The 14,668-nt window shown below is 65.6% G+C and carries 14 protein-coding genes; 5 read left to right on the top strand and 9 right to left on the bottom strand.

Annotated elements, in window-relative coordinates:
• Positions 1–88: 88 nt before the first annotated feature.
• The 4 genes from ACOZBP_RS00225 to petA form a co-directional block, all read right to left on the bottom strand.
• On the bottom strand, positions 89–1,729 hold the full coding sequence (locus ACOZBP_RS00225; protein WP_422674451.1) for a M28 family metallopeptidase: 1,641 nt from the start codon (positions 1,727–1,729) through the stop codon (positions 89–91).
• Positions 1,730–1,868: 139 nt separating this feature from the next.
• Positions 1,869–2,744, bottom strand: coding sequence for a cytochrome c1 (locus tag ACOZBP_RS00220; protein ID WP_422674450.1), 876 nt, complete (start codon positions 2,742–2,744; stop codon positions 1,869–1,871).
• Between the two features lie 5 nt (positions 2,745–2,749).
• Entirely contained in the window at positions 2,750–4,045 is a 1,296-nt protein-coding gene (locus ACOZBP_RS00215; protein WP_422674449.1) for a cytochrome b, read from the bottom strand.
• Positions 4,046–4,062: 17 nt separating this feature from the next.
• Positions 4,063–4,617 (bottom strand): ubiquinol-cytochrome c reductase iron-sulfur subunit, encoded by a 555-nt coding sequence (gene petA / locus ACOZBP_RS00210; protein WP_178824549.1) that lies wholly within the window; start codon positions 4,615–4,617, stop codon positions 4,063–4,065.
• Between the two features lie 194 nt (positions 4,618–4,811).
• Here petA and ACOZBP_RS00205 point away from each other — a divergent pair, with 194 nt between their 5' ends.
• Together ACOZBP_RS00205 and ACOZBP_RS00200 are read left to right on the top strand one after the other, a co-directional pair.
• Positions 4,812–5,267, top strand: a complete 456-nt coding sequence (locus ACOZBP_RS00205) for a tRNA (cytidine(34)-2'-O)-methyltransferase (protein WP_422674448.1) — start codon at positions 4,812–4,814, stop codon at positions 5,265–5,267.
• A gap of 571 nt (positions 5,268–5,838) precedes the next feature.
• Positions 5,839–6,165, top strand: a complete 327-nt coding sequence (locus ACOZBP_RS00200) for a hypothetical protein (protein ID WP_422674447.1) — start codon at positions 5,839–5,841, stop codon at positions 6,163–6,165.
• Between the two features lie 15 nt (positions 6,166–6,180).
• Here ACOZBP_RS00200 and ACOZBP_RS00195 read toward each other — a convergent pair whose 3' ends face one another.
• A complete protein-coding gene (locus ACOZBP_RS00195) occupies positions 6,181–7,458 on the bottom strand; it encodes a dipeptidase (RefSeq protein WP_422674446.1) in 1,278 nt (425 codons plus the stop codon).
• 177 nt (positions 7,459–7,635) lie between these two features.
• Here ACOZBP_RS00195 and hemF point away from each other — a divergent pair, with 177 nt between their 5' ends.
• Entirely contained in the window at positions 7,636–8,490 is an 855-nt protein-coding gene (gene hemF / locus ACOZBP_RS00190; RefSeq protein ID WP_422675456.1) for an oxygen-dependent coproporphyrinogen oxidase, read from the top strand.
• A 15-nt stretch (positions 8,491–8,505) separates the two neighbouring features.
• On the opposite strand, the gene ACOZBP_RS00185 is transcribed toward hemF, so the two are convergent.
• Both ACOZBP_RS00185 and ACOZBP_RS00180 read right to left on the bottom strand, forming a co-directional pair.
• A complete protein-coding gene (locus ACOZBP_RS00185) occupies positions 8,506–11,001 on the bottom strand; it encodes an ATP-binding protein (RefSeq protein WP_422674445.1) in 2,496 nt (831 codons plus the stop codon).
• Positions 11,002–11,083: 82 nt separating this feature from the next.
• Positions 11,084–11,815 (bottom strand): type 1 glutamine amidotransferase, encoded by a 732-nt coding sequence (locus ACOZBP_RS00180; protein WP_422674444.1) that lies wholly within the window; start codon positions 11,813–11,815, stop codon positions 11,084–11,086.
• A gap of 83 nt (positions 11,816–11,898) precedes the next feature.
• Here ACOZBP_RS00180 and ACOZBP_RS00175 point away from each other — a divergent pair, with 83 nt between their 5' ends.
• Complete coding sequence (locus ACOZBP_RS00175; protein ID WP_422674443.1) at positions 11,899–12,216, top strand: antibiotic biosynthesis monooxygenase family protein; 318 nt, start codon at positions 11,899–11,901, stop codon at positions 12,214–12,216.
• On the opposite strand, the gene rlmJ is transcribed toward ACOZBP_RS00175, so the two are convergent.
• On the bottom strand, positions 12,213–13,037 hold the full coding sequence (gene rlmJ, locus ACOZBP_RS00170) for a 23S rRNA (adenine(2030)-N(6))-methyltransferase RlmJ (RefSeq protein WP_422674441.1): 825 nt from the start codon (positions 13,035–13,037) through the stop codon (positions 12,213–12,215). The two genes, ACOZBP_RS00175 and rlmJ, sit on opposite strands and share 4 nt — an antisense overlap.
• Positions 13,038–13,170: 133 nt before the next feature.
• Between rlmJ and ACOZBP_RS00165 the strand changes: the two genes are divergently transcribed.
• Positions 13,171–13,575 carry a hypothetical protein gene (locus ACOZBP_RS00165; RefSeq protein ID WP_422674440.1) on the top strand — a complete coding sequence of 135 codons (405 nt, stop codon included), beginning with the start codon at positions 13,171–13,173 and terminating at the stop codon, positions 13,573–13,575.
• Between the two features lie 57 nt (positions 13,576–13,632).
• Here the strand turns inward: ACOZBP_RS00165 and tdh are convergent, their stop codons facing one another.
• Complete coding sequence (gene tdh, locus ACOZBP_RS00160; RefSeq protein ID WP_422675455.1) at positions 13,633–14,667, bottom strand: L-threonine 3-dehydrogenase; 1,035 nt, start codon at positions 14,665–14,667, stop codon at positions 13,633–13,635.
• Position 14,668: the final 1 nt, after the last annotated feature.

The raw sequence follows: 14,668 nt of genomic DNA, 5'->3' as shown, positions 1-14,668 counted from the left end.
CCCACGGGGGCTTTCGCGCAAAATAATAAGGCGGCCTCTTGCGAGACCGCCCCTTACTTTTTTGTCATGTTCCGCGAAGGCGCGGCGGTTAGCGGCGTTGATCCGCGCTGACGGCGCGGGCTGGGCCGAACTCGGACCCGTCCTTCCATTCCGGCCAGACGCGGCTGTTGGCCAGGTCGAGGCCGACCTTGTAGATGACTTCCAGATCTTGAAGCATGCCCGCATAGTCCCAGTCGGCTTCCCATTCGTCAGCGGCCTGGTGATAGCGATTGGCGCGGTAGTCAGCGGCCTTGGCCAGGCGCGGCTCGATCGGGGCGTCGAGGAAGTCGCCGGTCGACGACAGATAGGCCATCGGCACCCCCTTCTTGGCCAGCGGGAAGTGATCCGACCGGAAGTAGATGCCGGCCGCCGCGCCGGCGTCCCCGACGAAGCCGCGCCCCTGGGCCGCCGCCGCCGCGATGACCGGCTCATCCAGTTCGGAGTGTCCGTAACCCGTCACGCCCAGCTTGCTCATGCGGCCGAAGACAGCCGAGGAATCCAGATTGAAGCCCCCGACAGTCTTCTCCAGCGGATAGACCGGGTTGGCGGCATAGAACTCCGACCCCAGAAGGCCGCTTTCCTCTGCGGTGAAGCCGATCATGACGATGGTGCGCTCCGGGCGGGGACCGGCGGCGAAGGCCCGGGCCAGCTCGATCAGGCCCGCCGTACCCGAGGCGTTGTCGATGGCGCCATTGAAGATGCGGTCGCCCGAGGCGTCCGGCTCGCCCATGCCGATGTGGTCCCAGTGGCCGGTATAGAGGATGGTCTCATCCGGATGGGTCGTGCCTTCCAGCTTGGCCAGCACGTTGTGGGTGACGATCTGATCGGTCTTCACGTCGAACCGGGCGTCAATGGTCGCGCCCTTCAGTTCGACAGGCTGGAAGTCACGGCTGCGCGCCTTGATCTTCTCCTGCTCGAAATCGAGCCCTGCGCGCTGGAACAGCTCAACCGCCACGTCGCGCTGGATCCAGGCCTCCATCGGCACGCGCTCGGCCGAGGGATTCTGACGCACGATGTCGAACTGCGGCACGGACCAGGAGTTGGCCACCGTGGTCCAGCCGTAGGAGGCGGGCCTGGTCTCGTGGACGATCAGCACGCCCGCCGCGCCCTGACGAGCGGCCTCGTCATACTTGTAGGTCCAGCGGCCGTAGATGGTCATGGCCTCGCCGCCAAAGGTGTTCAGCGAAGGCTCTTCGAAGTCGGCGTCGTTCACCAGGACGACGATGACCTTACCACGCACGTCGGTCTTGAAGTCGTTCCAGTCGCGTTCGGGGGCCTTGGTCCCGTAGCCGACAAAGACCAGAGGCAGGCCCGAAAGATCAACAGCTTCGCCCGGCAGTCGGGTGGTGATGGTGGCCTGTTGGCCTTGGGCGAGCGGTTGCGTCCAGTCGCCGAGCTTGATCTGACCGCTGACGTTGGAGACGGTGAAGCGGTTCAGGCCCACCGCCTGGGTCCAGCCGCCGTTCTCGCCGCCGGGGGCGAAGCCCGCCGCCGCATACTGCTGGCTCAGATAGTCGATGACCTTCTGTTCCGCCGGGGTGGCGATGCCGCGTCCCTCGAAACTGTCGTCGGACAGGACCTTGATGTCGTTGGAGATGCGCGCCGCATCAAACGCCGGGGTTTGTGCGGCGGCTTCCGCGGCCAGGGAAGCGGCGAACAGCAGGACAGCGGCGGACGACATCAAACGCATGGGGAACCCCTCGACGAAAACGAAGTGCGGAGCCTAGAGACCGAAATCGCCCGAGTCGATGCGTCCGCATTCCGCATCCGGACATGAAAAAACCCGCCGGATCGCTCCGGCGGGTCATCTCGTCTCGAAGGGGTTCGCCTTAGTGGGCGACGCCCTTCCAGATGCGGCGGTAGCTGGCGTAGGTCAGACCTGCGAACAGCAGCAGGAAGATGATCACGCCAAAGCCCATCTGCTTGCGCTCGGTCGCCTTGGGCTCGGAGGTCCAGGCGATGAAGGCGGCGACGTCCTTGGCCATCTGGTCGACGGTGGCCTCGGTGCCGTCGTCATAGGTGACCTGACCGGCGCGCAGCGGCGCGGGCATGGCGATGAAGCCGCCGGGAGGGACATGGCCCTCGCCTTCCCAGAACGGGGTCAGATCGCCCGCCATATAGGGATTGTAGTGCTGCGCCGAGGTCATCTTCAGGCCGGCGGGCGGGGTCACATAGCCCGACAGCAGCGAGTAGATGTAGTTGGCGCCGTCGTGACGGGCCTTGGCCATGACCGAAAGGTCCGGCGGCATGGCGCCGCCGTTGGCCGCCGCCGCAGCCGTGGCGTTCGGATAGGGGTTCGGGAACTTGTCAGCGGTGGTGGCGTCACGCATCAGCGCCTCGCCGGTCTCGCTGTCGATGTCCGGAACCTGGGCTTCCTTGGCCAGAGCCTTCACGACCGGGTTGTCGTTCGGGTTCGGGTATTTCGGGTTCCAGAACGGCCCGTGCTTGTCGCCCAGGTTACGGAAATGCATCAGGTCCATGCCGTGGCAGGAGGCGCAGACCTCCTTGTAGACCTTGTAGCCGCGCTGCAGCTGTCCCTGGTCGTAGGTGCCGAACGGCCCCTCGAAGCTGAAGTTGCCCTCGCGCGGATGCTTGGCGCCCCCGGCGGCCATCGCCGGAGCGGCGATGGCGACCAGGCCGACAGCGGCCGTCAGGGAAACCAGGATCTTGCGGAAGGACACGGTTTTCTTCTCGTTCGAAATCATCGCGCTCAGCCCTTCTGCTCGGTGACGGGCAGGACCGGCTCCGAGATCGTCGCCGGGACCGGCAACGGCTTCTCGCGCAGGCCGAGCCAGGGCATCAGCACCAGGAAGAAGATGAAGTAGTAGGCCGTCAGGAAGCGCGTCAGCCACAGGTAGGAGTTCAGCTTGCCGTCAAACAGGGTGAAGCTGGGCATGCCCGGGATGACGGCAGCGTCCGGCAACTGACCACCGCACCAGCCGAGGCCGAAGCAGACGAACAGGAAGATGATGAAGAAGGTCTTCATCGTCGGGCGGTAGCGCATCGAGCGCACCTTGGACGTGTCCAGCCAGGGCAGGACGAACAGCACGCCGATGGCGGCGAACATGGCCACCACGCCGCCGAACTTGTCGGGGATGGCGCGCAGGATCGCGTAGAAGGGCAGCATGTACCATTCGGGCACGATGTGGGCCGGGGTCTGCAGCGGGTTGGCCGGGATATAGTTGTCGGCGTGGCCCAGGGCGTTCGGCTGATAGAAGACGAAGACCGCGAACAGGATCAGGAAGAGGATGATGGCGAAGCCGTCCTTGACCGTGAAATACGGGTGGAAGGGCAGCATGTCCTTCTTCTGGCGGTCCTTCGGGATCAGGATGCCGACCGGGTTGTTCTGACCGGCGGCGTGCAGGGCCCAGAGGTGCAGCACCACGCAGCCGGCGATGACGAACGGCAGCAGGTAGTGCAGCGAGAAGAAGCGGTTCAGCGTGGCGTTGTCGATGGCCGGGCCGCCGCGCAGCCAGATCAGGATCGGCTCGCCGATGATCGGAATGGCGCCGATCAGGTTGGTGATGACCTCAGCGCCCCAGAAGGACATCTGGCCCCAGGGCAGGACGTAGCCGAGGAAGGCGGTGGCGATCATCAGGAAGAAGATCAGGCAGCCGACGATCCAGATCATCTCGCGCGGCGCCTTGTAGGAGCCGTAGTAGAGACCGCGCAGCATGTGCAGATAGACGGCGATGAAGAACATCGACGCGCCGTTGGCGTGCACGTAACGGATCAGCCAGCCGCCGTTGACGTCGCGCATGATGCGCTCGACCGAGGCGAAGGCCAGGGCCGTGTTCGGCGTATAGTGCATGGCCAGAACGATGCCGGTGATGATCTGCGTCATCAGGCACAGGGCCAGGATGCCGCCGAAGGTCCACCAGTAGTTCAGGTTACGGGGGGTCGGCAGGTTGGCGTAGTCCATGCCGAACCGGATGATCGGCAGGCGGGTGTCCATCCACCGCTCAATCGCGGTCTTGGGGACGTAGGTGGATTCGTGATCGCTCATGGGTCCTCTGTCCGTCCTCAGCCGATTTTGACGCGGGTGTCAGACATGTATTCGTAGTTGGGCACCACCAGGTTCAGCGGCGCCGGTCCCTTACGAATACGGCCCGAGGCGTCGTAGTGCGAACCGTGGCAGGGGCAGAACCAGCCGCCGAAGTCGCCCGTACCGAAGGTCGGAACGCAGCCCAGGTGGGTGCAGGAACCGATGACGACGAGATACTTCTCGTGGCCGGCCTTGGTGCGCTCGACATCAGTCTGCGGCGGCGAGCCGACGGCGCCCTCGGCGGACACCTTCTGGATCTCGGCCGGCGTGCGGTAACGCACGAAGACCGGCTTGCCCTGCCACTTGATGACGACCTGCTGACCTTCCTGAACCTTGGTCAGATCGAATTCGATCGAGGCCAGGGCCAGGGTGTCGGCGGCGGGGTTCATCTGGTTGATCAGCGGCCAGGCCACCATCACGCCAGCACCGACCGCAGCCGCGCCGGCGGCGATGTGGATGAAGTCGCGGCGGGTGGCGTCGCCGCCCCCGTGTTGGCCATCAGGCCCTTCAGCATTCACGACCGATTCGGCCACGCTCTCACCTCTGCACTCCCGATCGCCCGCCCCGAAAGGGGTTAGTCGTCGGCATGGATCGTCCCTGCGGAACGGCAGAAGATGCCTGCGGCCCTGATTCTGCCACCCTCTTCGCAAGTCGCTGACGCAACTTGCGAAACAGTCGCAATAAAGGCCGCGACAAGACCCCGCCCCGCGCGTATGAGGGCCTTAGAATGCGTCTCGCCCTTTTTCAACCTGACATCCCGCAGAATGTGGGCGCCTGCATCCGGCAGAGCGCCTGTTTCGGCGTCGAATTGCACGTGATTGAGCCCGTTGGCTTCCATTTCGACGACCGCGCCATGAAGCGCGCGGCGCTCGACTACGGCCCGCTCAGCCATATGACTCGCCACGCCGACTGGGCCGCCTTCCAGCGTGACCGCGCGCCCGGCCGTCTGATCCTGTTTACCACTCGGGGCGCCACGCCCTTGCCCGAGTTCGAATTCCGATCCGATGATATTCTGCTTTTCGGCAAGGAAAGCGCCGGCGCTCCCGACTATGTCCACGCCGCCGCCGACGCCCGCGTCGTCATCCCTATTCGCCCTGAGACGCGCTCGCTGAACCTGTCTGTGAGCGCAGGCATCGCCCTTTGGGAGGGACTGCGTCAGATCAAGGGATTCTACATCGGATAAAAACTGATCGCTCTCAGGGTTTACCCGATGGCGGCGCCGTTTCCTTGATAGGAAGCTCGCCCCATGAACAAGCCCTCGACGACCCACCTCATCACCGCCTCCGCCTTGGTCGCAGGCCTCCTTGCTTCAGGCGGCGACGCCCGGGCCCAGTCGCTCAACGACCGGTTCTGGATCGAAGGCGCCGCCTTGTGGGCGGACGTGAACAGCGAGGGCGAGTTCCGCCTGCCGAACGCATCAAGAGGGGTCGCCATCGATTTCGAATCGGATCTCGGCCTGAACGATCACGAGACGCTCGGATCGATCAATGCGGGCTTCAGAGCGTTCGACCGGGTCATCATCGGCGCGGACTACTATCGACTGGATCGGTCCAGCAGCGCCTCGCTGGGGCGTGATATCCAGTTCGAGGACGTCACCTTCCCGATTTCAGCCAGTGTGGAAAGCGGCTTCAGCTCGGACGTCTACCGGCTGACGATAGGCTACGCATTGATCCGCAACGACACGCTGGAGATCGGCCCCGCCATCGGTCTTCACGCCACGGACTTCGACATCTTCGTTTCGGGGCGAGGCGCGCGTGGGCCAGAACCAGGCCGCACAGACCGTGCGCCAACGCGATTTTCTGGCGCCCCTGCCCACCGTCGGTCTGTTCGGCGCCTGGAGCCCGGCGCCGCGCATCACGGTGAACGCCCGCGTCGACTACATGTCGCTATCGCTCGGCGACTACGACGGCGGCGTCACCAATGTGCAGGCCGGGATCAGCTACGCCCTGACGGATCACTTCGATTTCGGCGTCATGTATCGTTTCGTGGACTACGACCTGACGATCGAAAAGGACGCCTGGACCGGCGATCTGAGCTACGACTTCCAGGGCCCAGCCGCCTTCATCCGCGCCAGCTTTTAAGCCTCCGCTCCGCCTCTACGCCGGCGGACCGTCATTCGGCAGTTGAGCCAGATTGGGCCGCTCGCCGCGTTGGGCCGTGGCTGCGCGTTCTACGGCGCGCATGGTGCGGAGCAGGTTTTCACCCGCCAGCTTGCGAATGTCGGCCTCACTCCACCCGCGACGCATCAACTCGGCGAGGATGCGTGGATAGGCCTCCACGCTCTCGACGCCCTCGGGCAGGCTGTCGACGCCGTCGAAATCGCCCCCCAGTCCGACATGGTCGATGCCCGCCACGTCGCGGACGTGCTGGATATGGGCCACGACATCGTCAATCGAGGCCTTGGGCGCCGGATTGGCCGCGACGAAGGCCGCCATGCCCGCCTTGACCGCATCGGGATCGCCGGGGTTCAGGGCTGACAGCCGCGACATCTCGGCCGAGCGCGCCGCGCCCGACGCCCGCACCGCCTCGCTGATGAAGCCCGGCACGAAGGTCACCATGACCACGCCGCCGTTGGCCGGCATCAGCCGCAGCACGGCGTCAGACACGTTGCGAGGATGGGCCGTCACCGCCCGCGCCGACGAGTGCGAGAAGATGACCGGCGCGGTCGAGACGCGAATGGCGTCGGTCATCGTCTCTTCCGAGACGTGGCTCAGGTCCACCATCATGCCGATGCGGTTCATCTCCTTGACCACCTGCTCGCCAAATGGCGACAGGCCGCCCCACTTGGGCGCATCCGTGGCGCTGTCAGCCCAGGTCGTGGTCCTGGAGTGGGTCAGGGTCATGTAGCGTGCGCCGGAATCATAGAACTCACGCAGCAGGCCCAGGGAATCGTCGATGGAATACCCGCCTTCCATGCCGATCAGACTGGCGATGCGTCCGGCCTTGTGGATTCGGCTGATGTCGTCGGCGGTGGTCGCGATCTCGAACACCGCAGGATAGGCGGCGGCGATGCGCTTGACCGTGTCGATCTGCTCGAAGGTGGCCTTTGCGGCCTCGACCGGCTCCAGGCTGGCGGGGACATAGACCGACCAGAACTGGGCCCCGACACCGCCCGCACGCAGGCGGGGGATGTCGGTGTGAAGCCGCGTCGTCGCCGCCAGATTGGTCGCCAGATCAACGCGATAGGGGTCATTGCCAAAGCCCTGCCTCAAGGCCCACGGCAGGTCGTTGTGGCCGTCGATCAGCGGGGTGCGACGCAGGATCTGCATCACCCTCTCTTGCCCCGCCGTATCGCCGCTGCCTCGGGATTGCGCCAGGGCGGGGGCGGCCAGGACGGCGAGTGAGACGGCGGCGAGCAAGGCGGTGCGGATCATGGATGTCCCTCAAACTGTTGCGGCCACGCTGGCACAGAGGGCGCGTGATGGGAACGGGGTCTGATCTGGATCAAGGCCGGTGTTCATCTCTGAGGGCATGAAGCGTGCACCCCGCCCTGTTCACAAAGGCCGTCCGTCATGGTTGAAGCCCTGATGATCCAAGAGACCCCCACCCTGATGGTCGAACACCGCGAGCGCGCCCGCCTCTGGTTCGAAACCCTGCGCGACCAGATCCACGCCGGTTTCGAAGCCCTGGAAGACGCCGCGCCCGCCGACCTCTTCCCCGGCGAGCCCGGCCGCTTCGTGCGCACGCCATGGGACCGCAAGGAAGGCGGCGGCGGCGTCATGGGCATGATGCATGGCCGCCTGTTTGAAAAAGTCGGCGTCCACTGCTCGACCGTCCACGGAACCTTCCCTGCCGACTACGCCAGGAACGTCCCCGGCGCCGAGGAGGACCCGCGCTTCTTCGCCACCGGCATCAGCCTGATCTGCCACCCGGTCAGCCCGCGCGTCCCGGCCGTGCATATGAACACCCGCCTGATCTCGACCACCAAGACCTGGTTCGGCGGCGGCGGCGACCTGACGCCGGTGCTGGATGCTGATCGCCGTCAGGACCACCCGGACACAGAAGCCTTCCACGCCGCCATGCAGGGCGTCTGCTACGCCTACGACCCGGCCTGGCACGCCAAGTACAAGCAGTGGTGCGACGAATACTTCTTCCTGCCCCACCGCAACGAGCCACGCGGCACCGGCGGCATCTTCTACGACCACCACGACAGCGGCGACTGGGAACGCGACTTCGCCTTCACCCAGGACGTCGGCAAGGCCTTCCTCAACGTCTATTCGAAGATCGTCGCGGGCCGCATGACCGAGGCCTGGACGCCCGAGGAACGCGAGGAACAGTTGATCCGTCGCGGCCGCTACGTCGAGTTCAACCTGCTCTACGACCGCGGCACCATGTTCGGGTTGAAGACCGGCGGCAACGTCGAGTCGATCCTCAGCTCCATGCCGCCCTTGGTAAAGTGGCCCTGAGCCTGGCCTGAGACTTCAGGCGACCTTAGACCGCTCGCCCGAGGCCATCGCACGGGCCATCCCCTCGAACAGGGCGACGAGGGTGAGCGGCTTGGTCAGATGGCCGTCCGCGCCTGCGGCCCGTCCTGCCTCGACGTGTTCGGCCATGGCGTTGGCCGTCAACATCAGGATCGGCGTCGCATCGCGGCCGGTCTGCGCCTCGAAGGCGCGGATAGATGCGGTCGCCGTCAGGCCATCCATCACCGGCATCTGCATGTCCATCAGCACCAGGTCGAAGGCCTCCCGCTTGAACGTCTCCAGCGCCTGGGCCCCGTCCTCCACCGCGACCAGCTCCATCGCCGTGGCGGCCAGCATGACTTCAATGATCTTGCGGTTGGCGGGATGGTCGTCAGCGAGCAAGACCCGCAAGGATTGTAGCCGAACGTCCGCGACCGGCGGCGCCAGCTCTTCCTTTTCGCCGGTGTCCTCGACCGGCGGCAAGGGTATTTCGAACCAGAAACGCGAACCTTCACCCGGCGTGCTGTCGCACTCCAGTCGCCCCCCCATCAGTTCGACCAGCTCGCGGGAGATGGCCAGCCCTAGCCCTGTGCCGCCAAAACGGCGCGTGATCGACCCGTCCGCCTGCTGGAACCGGCCAAAGATGCGGGCCTTCTGTTCCTCATCGAAGCCGACGCCCGTGTCCGTGACGATGAATCGCACATCGCCTTCGACGCCGGGCTCGACCGCCAGCGTCACCTCCCCGCTGGTCGTGAATTTCAGCGCATTGCTGACCAGGTTGGTCAGGACCTGACGCACGCGCACGGCGTCGCCGTCGACAAGGCGATCCAGCCTCGGATCCACATGGGCGGTCACTCCGACGCCCTTGTCTTCCGCAGGAATGCGCCAAAGGGCCGCCACGTCCTGCACCGCGCGCCCCAGATGGAAGGGCGCCGCCTCGATCGTGACCTGCCCCGACTCAATGCGAGCGCTGTCCAGGATGTCCGACAGCAGACGCTCAAGCGTTGCGCCTGACGAGCGGATGACCTCGACCATGTCGTGCTCATCGCCGTTGAGGTCACGTTGCGCCAGGGCGTCGGCCATGGCCACGACGCCATTCAGAGGCGTGCGGATTTCATGGCTCATATTGGCGAGAAACTCGCTCTTGGCGCGGTTGGCGTCCTCGGCCCGACGGCGCGCGCTGCGCAATTCGGCCCCCTGTCGCCATTGCCAGATCAGGGTCAGCAGCGCCGACAGCATGAAGACCACGCCGATGCCGACGATCCAGTTCTGCCAGCGGATGACGGTCCGCTGCAGTTCAGTATTGGCGCGCGCCGTGTCCAGTTGCTGGCGTCTGCGATCCAGTTGCTCCTGAATGTCGCCCGTGACCTGGCGGATGCCTGCGCTGAACCTCTGGGCCGTCTGGACGTCGCGATCGCGCTGGTAGGTGCGCATCACCTGATAGGCCTCCGCCGGTCGATCGGAGGCGAAGAGCAGCTCCGCCTCGACCAGGGCGACATGGGAATCCACGCCGCCTTCGATATCCAGCGCACGCAGCCGCGCCAGATCCCGACGCGCGCCTTCGACGTCGCCCGTCCGCGCTCGCGCCACCGCCCGCAGCGGCAGAATGTCGAGCATGAGAAAAGCCGCCGTGCCCATGTCCTCGCCATAGGGGGCGACGCAGGCCAGAACCTGAAGCGGCTCGTCCTTGGCGTCCGCGACCTGGGCGCACAGGCTCGCGTCATAGACCAGAAGGTTTTCGAGCCCCGTCCTCAGACTCAGGCGTCTATGGGCTGCGTAATACTCCTGGGCGCGCGTCAGGTCGCCCACCTGAACCGCCATCTTGGTCAGGTTGTACAGGCTGTCGAAATCCGGTCGTGGATAGGCGGGATTGGCGTAGTCGATCTCGAAACGGCGAAAGGCGATCGTAGCGCCGACCACGTCATTCAGTTTCATCAGGCCCATGCCTGTGACTTCCCACAGGCCAGCGTGCGCGGTGTCGGCGTAGAGGTCTTCGTCCGGGATGTCCGCCTCGGCCTGATTCAGCAGTTTGAGGCCTTCGCCGACGCGATCCTGGTCCATCAGGGTCAGGGCCGTCAGTCTTGCGGCATGGGCGCGCACGAACCAGTCCACGCCAGCTGTCGTCATTCGCGCCATTTCGGCGTCGACGGTCAGGTCGCCGCGATCGTATCGGGCGGTCAGCTCATTAAGGCGAGCGATCTGGATGTAGCGCTGGTCGCGTTGCGTCCGCGCCTTGGCCTCCAGTCGCTGGTTCCAGAAAGCCGCGCGCTCGAACTCGCCCTGGTTCTGAATGATCCACACGACATGATAAAGGCGGTTGAGCCCCTCTCGATCGCGCCGACGATAGGCAGCCTCGCCAAAGGTCTCCAACTGCGCGAAATTCGTCCGGGAGGCGCGCTGCTCCACGGCCCGCAGAAGATCGGCGGGCGGTCCCTCGACCTGCGCCTGCGCGCTGACCATGGCTGGCGACAGAAAAATGGCGGTCGCGAGGACCGCAGCTTTGATTGGCGACATAACACTTCCGCACTGAAGCCTCAGCATCGCACGCCAGAGGTTGCGCAAGGTTTAGCGTTCAGCGAACGAGATGAAACCCGTCCTAGATACCGCTGCCGTCCGCTTCGATCGGCGGCGGGGTCAGCAACAGATAGGCGCGTATCCACGCCGTCAGCACGGCCCGGTCGTTCGCGCCCTCCAGACTCAGCAGGGCCTCGTCGGCCAGATCATGCGGAATGCGATCCCCGCGCCGGCCCTCGATCAGTGCGGCGGCATAGGCCGGCTGAAACTCAGGATGGCACTGAAAGCTGATGGCGTCCTCGCCCCAGGCCAGACCGGCGTAGGGGGTGAAGGGGCTGGAGGCGATCACCCGGGTGTCCGGCGCGATCGAGATCACCTGATCCTGATGCGACACCGGAATGGCGATGGAGGGCGCGCGCGGGTGCATCCACGGCTCGTGGCTGACCACGTCATAGCGGTGCAGGCCCACACCCCAGCCCTTGTGCGATTTCTCGACCTTGCCGCCGAAGGCGTGGGCCAGAACCTGATGGCCAAAGCAGATGCCCAGCAGGCGCGTCCGGCCCCGCGCCGCCCTCAGCCACTCCACCAGAGGCGAAATCCATGGCAGGTCGTCATAAACCCCCGCAGCGGAGCCCGTGACGATCGCGCCCGTATAGATCGATGGATCGTCCGGCAGATGCCCTGACTGCACGTCGAACCGCACCGTCGGGACATTCTCGCCCAGAAGGGCGCGAAAACGCGCGGGATAGTCATCAAAGGCGTCCCGAAGATGCTCGGGCGGATGGCCGGTTTCCAGAATGGCGATGCGGGTCATTTCGGCGTTTTCCAGCGGGGAGAAGGAAGCGTCTGTCTCTGGATTGGGGTAGAAGTCAGGCGATTGCAACGAGGCTGCCCCGCATGACCGCCGACGCACACGACGATTCCCCCGTCGTTCTGATCAACATCTTCAAATGCGACCCCCGGCGCCAGGAGGACCTGATCGAGCATCTGGCCGCCTTGGCCCAGGTCCAGCGCGCCTTGCCCGGCTTCGTCTCGGCCACCCTGCACCGCGGTCTCAACGGGCGGGTTGTCGCCAATCACGCCGCCTGGGCCAGCGCCACCGACTGGAAGGTCATGACGCGGCATCCCCAGGTCGTGGCCGCCATGGAGCCCATTCTGGCCATCGCCACCTTCGAGCCTCATCTCTACGAGCCCGGCGTCCTGCTCGAGGCCTAGCCTGCGCGCCAGACCTCTGCCCGCGCGCCAGCCTCGCCCAGGTTCGCAGCCACCCAGCCGCAGATCTCGGCCGCTGCGGCCTCGGCTCCCGAGGGCGGATTGACCACCGTCATGGCGCAGCCGTTCATCTTCATGGGATTGTTCAGCGAACGCAGGCGCGCCTCGGCTACCAGAACCCGGCCCACCTGGGCCTCCTCCAGCCGTCGGATGAAGCCGTCGAAAGTCTCCATGTCCTTAAGCGGGGTCCAGATCGCCACCGTCGCCGCGCGGTCGTGGCGGAGGATGGCGGCGGTGGTCTCGGCCGAACGGACATAGTCGTCGGGTCGCTCGAACGGGGGATCGATCAGGACCAGCGGCCCCTTGATCGTTCGAGCCGCCTTCAGCGCCTCTACATAGCCGTCGCCTTCAAGCCCGCCGGCGGCCGGCCAGGCGGCCAGGGCCTCGACCAGCATCGCCTGAACCGGCGGATGGAACTCGAAACCCAGGTAGCGGTCGCCGGGGCGCAGGGCCCGCGCGACCAGCAACGGCGATCCTGGATAGAAGCGTGCGCCGCCGTCCGGATTCAAGGCCGCGACCTCGACCGCCAGGGCCTCGATCAGCGGCGGCCGATCTGCGGCGGTCATCAGCCGCGCCACGCCCGCCTCGGCCTCTCTGGACCGAGCCCCGTCGCCGGAAAGGTCATAGAGGCCGGCGCCGGCGTGGGTGTCGATCACCGTGACAGCCGCCCCACTCTCCTGCCGCTCCTTCAGCAGCCAGAGCACGAGGGCGTGCTTGACCAGATCGGCGAAGTTTCCGGCGTGAAAGCTGTGGCGATAGTTCATATGCGTTCCGTCCTCCGGACCAGCGTCGCGGTCAAGCCCCGTCCGACCATCAGAAATGACGCTTGTTTGATTTTGGAAAACCAGCGTTACGCTTCATGGGGCATGCAGGGCGCGATCGCTGGAGGACACGCCGATGCACCATCGACTTTCCAACCGCTTCCTTCGGCTGGCGGTGCTGTTCGCCCTGACCGGCATGACCCTGGGTTACTGGATGGGCGCCACGCTGCAGTTCGCCGCCTCGCCGGTCCACGCCCACATCAACCTGCTGGGCTGGGTGTCGATGGCTCTGTACGGCCTCTTTTACCGGGTTCAGCCAGACGCAGCGCAGGGGTGGCTGCCGGTCGTGCATTTCTGGATCGCCCTGATCGGTCTGCTGGTCTTCATGCCGGCTCTGGCCGCCAAAATTCTGGGCGGGCCGTCGCTTCAGGCCTTCGCCGACCCCGGCCTGATCATCGGCCCAAGCCTGACCCTTCTGTCGATGATCCTCTTCGTGGTGATCGTCTTCCGGGCGACCGGGTCGCGTTCGGCGCTGGCCTGATACGAAAAGGCCCTCTGCCTTGCGGTCAGAGGGCCTTACGTTCGCTTTAGACGCGGATCAGTCGGCCCAGTTCAGGACGACCTTGCCCGACTGGCCGGAACGCATGGCCTCGAAGCCCGCCTCGAAGTCCTGATAGGGCATCTGGTGGGTGATCAGCGGCGTCAGGTCCAGACCGGCCTTCAGCAGGCCGAGCATCTTGCGCCAGGTCGTGAACATCTCGCGTCCGTAGACGCCCTTGATGGTCAGGGCCTTCAGGATGATCGTGCCCCAGTCCGTCTCCATCGGCCTGGACGGGATGCCCAGCATGGCCATGCCGCCGCCCATGATCAGGGTGTCGACGCACTGCTTGAAGGCGATGGGCGAACCCGACATCTCCAGCGCCACGTCGAAGCCGACCTTCAAGCCCAGCTCATGCATGACGTCGCGCAGGTCTTCCTTGGTGGTGTTGACCGTGCGCACGCCCGGCGCAACCTTTTGCGCAAGTTCCAGACGGAAGTCGTTGATATCGGTCAGGACCACGGTGCGAGCCCCCGCGTGACGCGCGACCGCAGCGGCCATCATGCCGATGGGACCGGCGCCGGTCACCAGGACGTCTTCGCCCAGCAGGTCGAACTGCTGCGCCGTGTGAACGGCGTTGCCGAACGGGTCCAGGATAGAGCCGATCTCATAGGGGACGTCGTCGGGCAGCTCGATGACGTTGAAGGCCGGGGCCACCACGAACTCGGCAAAGGCGCCCTGGCGGTTCACGCCGATGCCGCGGGTGTCGGGGTCCAGGTGGAAGTGACCGGCGCGGGCCGCTTCGGAGTTCAGGTCGATGACGTGACCCTCGGCCGAGACGCGCTGGCCGATCTTGAGACGGCGATCCACGTCCTTGCCGATGGCGACGATCTCGCCGGCGAACTCGTGCCCGGTGATCATCGGCACCGGCACGTTCTTCTGGGACCACTCGTCCCAGTTCCAGATGTGGATGTCGGTGCCGCAGACGGCGGTGCGGTGGACGCGGATCAGCACGTCCTCGTCGCCCGCCACCGGGATCGGAGCGTCGATCAGTTCCAGGCCCACGCCGGGTCTGGTCTTGGCCAGGGCCTTCATC

The sequence above is a fragment of the Brevundimonas sp. NPDC058933 genome, from assembly GCF_049315965.1.
GTDB lineage: Bacteria > Pseudomonadota > Alphaproteobacteria > Caulobacterales > Caulobacteraceae > Brevundimonas.
Note: the sequence above shows the minus strand (reverse complement) of the source record. Positions and strands in the feature narration are given on the sequence as shown.

Bases quoted from the DNA above. Each gene is read 5' to 3' on its own strand.
- tdh (WP_422675455.1), bottom strand. From the start codon at position 14,667: ATGAAGGCCCTGGCCAAGACCAGACCCGGCGTGGGCCTGGAACTGATC.
- ACOZBP_RS00175 (WP_422674443.1), top strand. From the start codon at position 11,899: ATGACCGCCGACGCACACGACGATTCCCCCGTCGTTCTGATCAACATC.
- rlmJ (WP_422674441.1), bottom strand. From the start codon at position 13,037: ATGAACTATCGCCACAGCTTTCACGCCGGAAACTTCGCCGATCTGGTC.
- ACOZBP_RS00225 (WP_422674451.1), bottom strand. From the start codon at position 1,729: ATGCGTTTGATGTCGTCCGCCGCTGTCCTGCTGTTCGCCGCTTCCCTG.
- ACOZBP_RS00220 (WP_422674450.1), bottom strand. From the start codon at position 2,744: ATGATTTCGAACGAGAAGAAAACCGTGTCCTTCCGCAAGATCCTGGTT.
- ACOZBP_RS00205 (WP_422674448.1), top strand. From the start codon at position 4,812: ATGCGTCTCGCCCTTTTTCAACCTGACATCCCGCAGAATGTGGGCGCC.
- ACOZBP_RS00185 (WP_422674445.1), bottom strand. From the start codon at position 11,001: ATGTCGCCAATCAAAGCTGCGGTCCTCGCGACCGCCATTTTTCTGTCG.
- hemF (WP_422675456.1), top strand. From the start codon at position 7,636: ATGGTCGAACACCGCGAGCGCGCCCGCCTCTGGTTCGAAACCCTGCGC.
- ACOZBP_RS00165 (WP_422674440.1), top strand. From the start codon at position 13,171: ATGCACCATCGACTTTCCAACCGCTTCCTTCGGCTGGCGGTGCTGTTC.
- ACOZBP_RS00180 (WP_422674444.1), bottom strand. From the start codon at position 11,815: ATGACCCGCATCGCCATTCTGGAAACCGGCCATCCGCCCGAGCATCTT.
- ACOZBP_RS00195 (WP_422674446.1), bottom strand. From the start codon at position 7,458: ATGATCCGCACCGCCTTGCTCGCCGCCGTCTCACTCGCCGTCCTGGCC.
- ACOZBP_RS00215 (WP_422674449.1), bottom strand. From the start codon at position 4,045: ATGAGCGATCACGAATCCACCTACGTCCCCAAGACCGCGATTGAGCGG.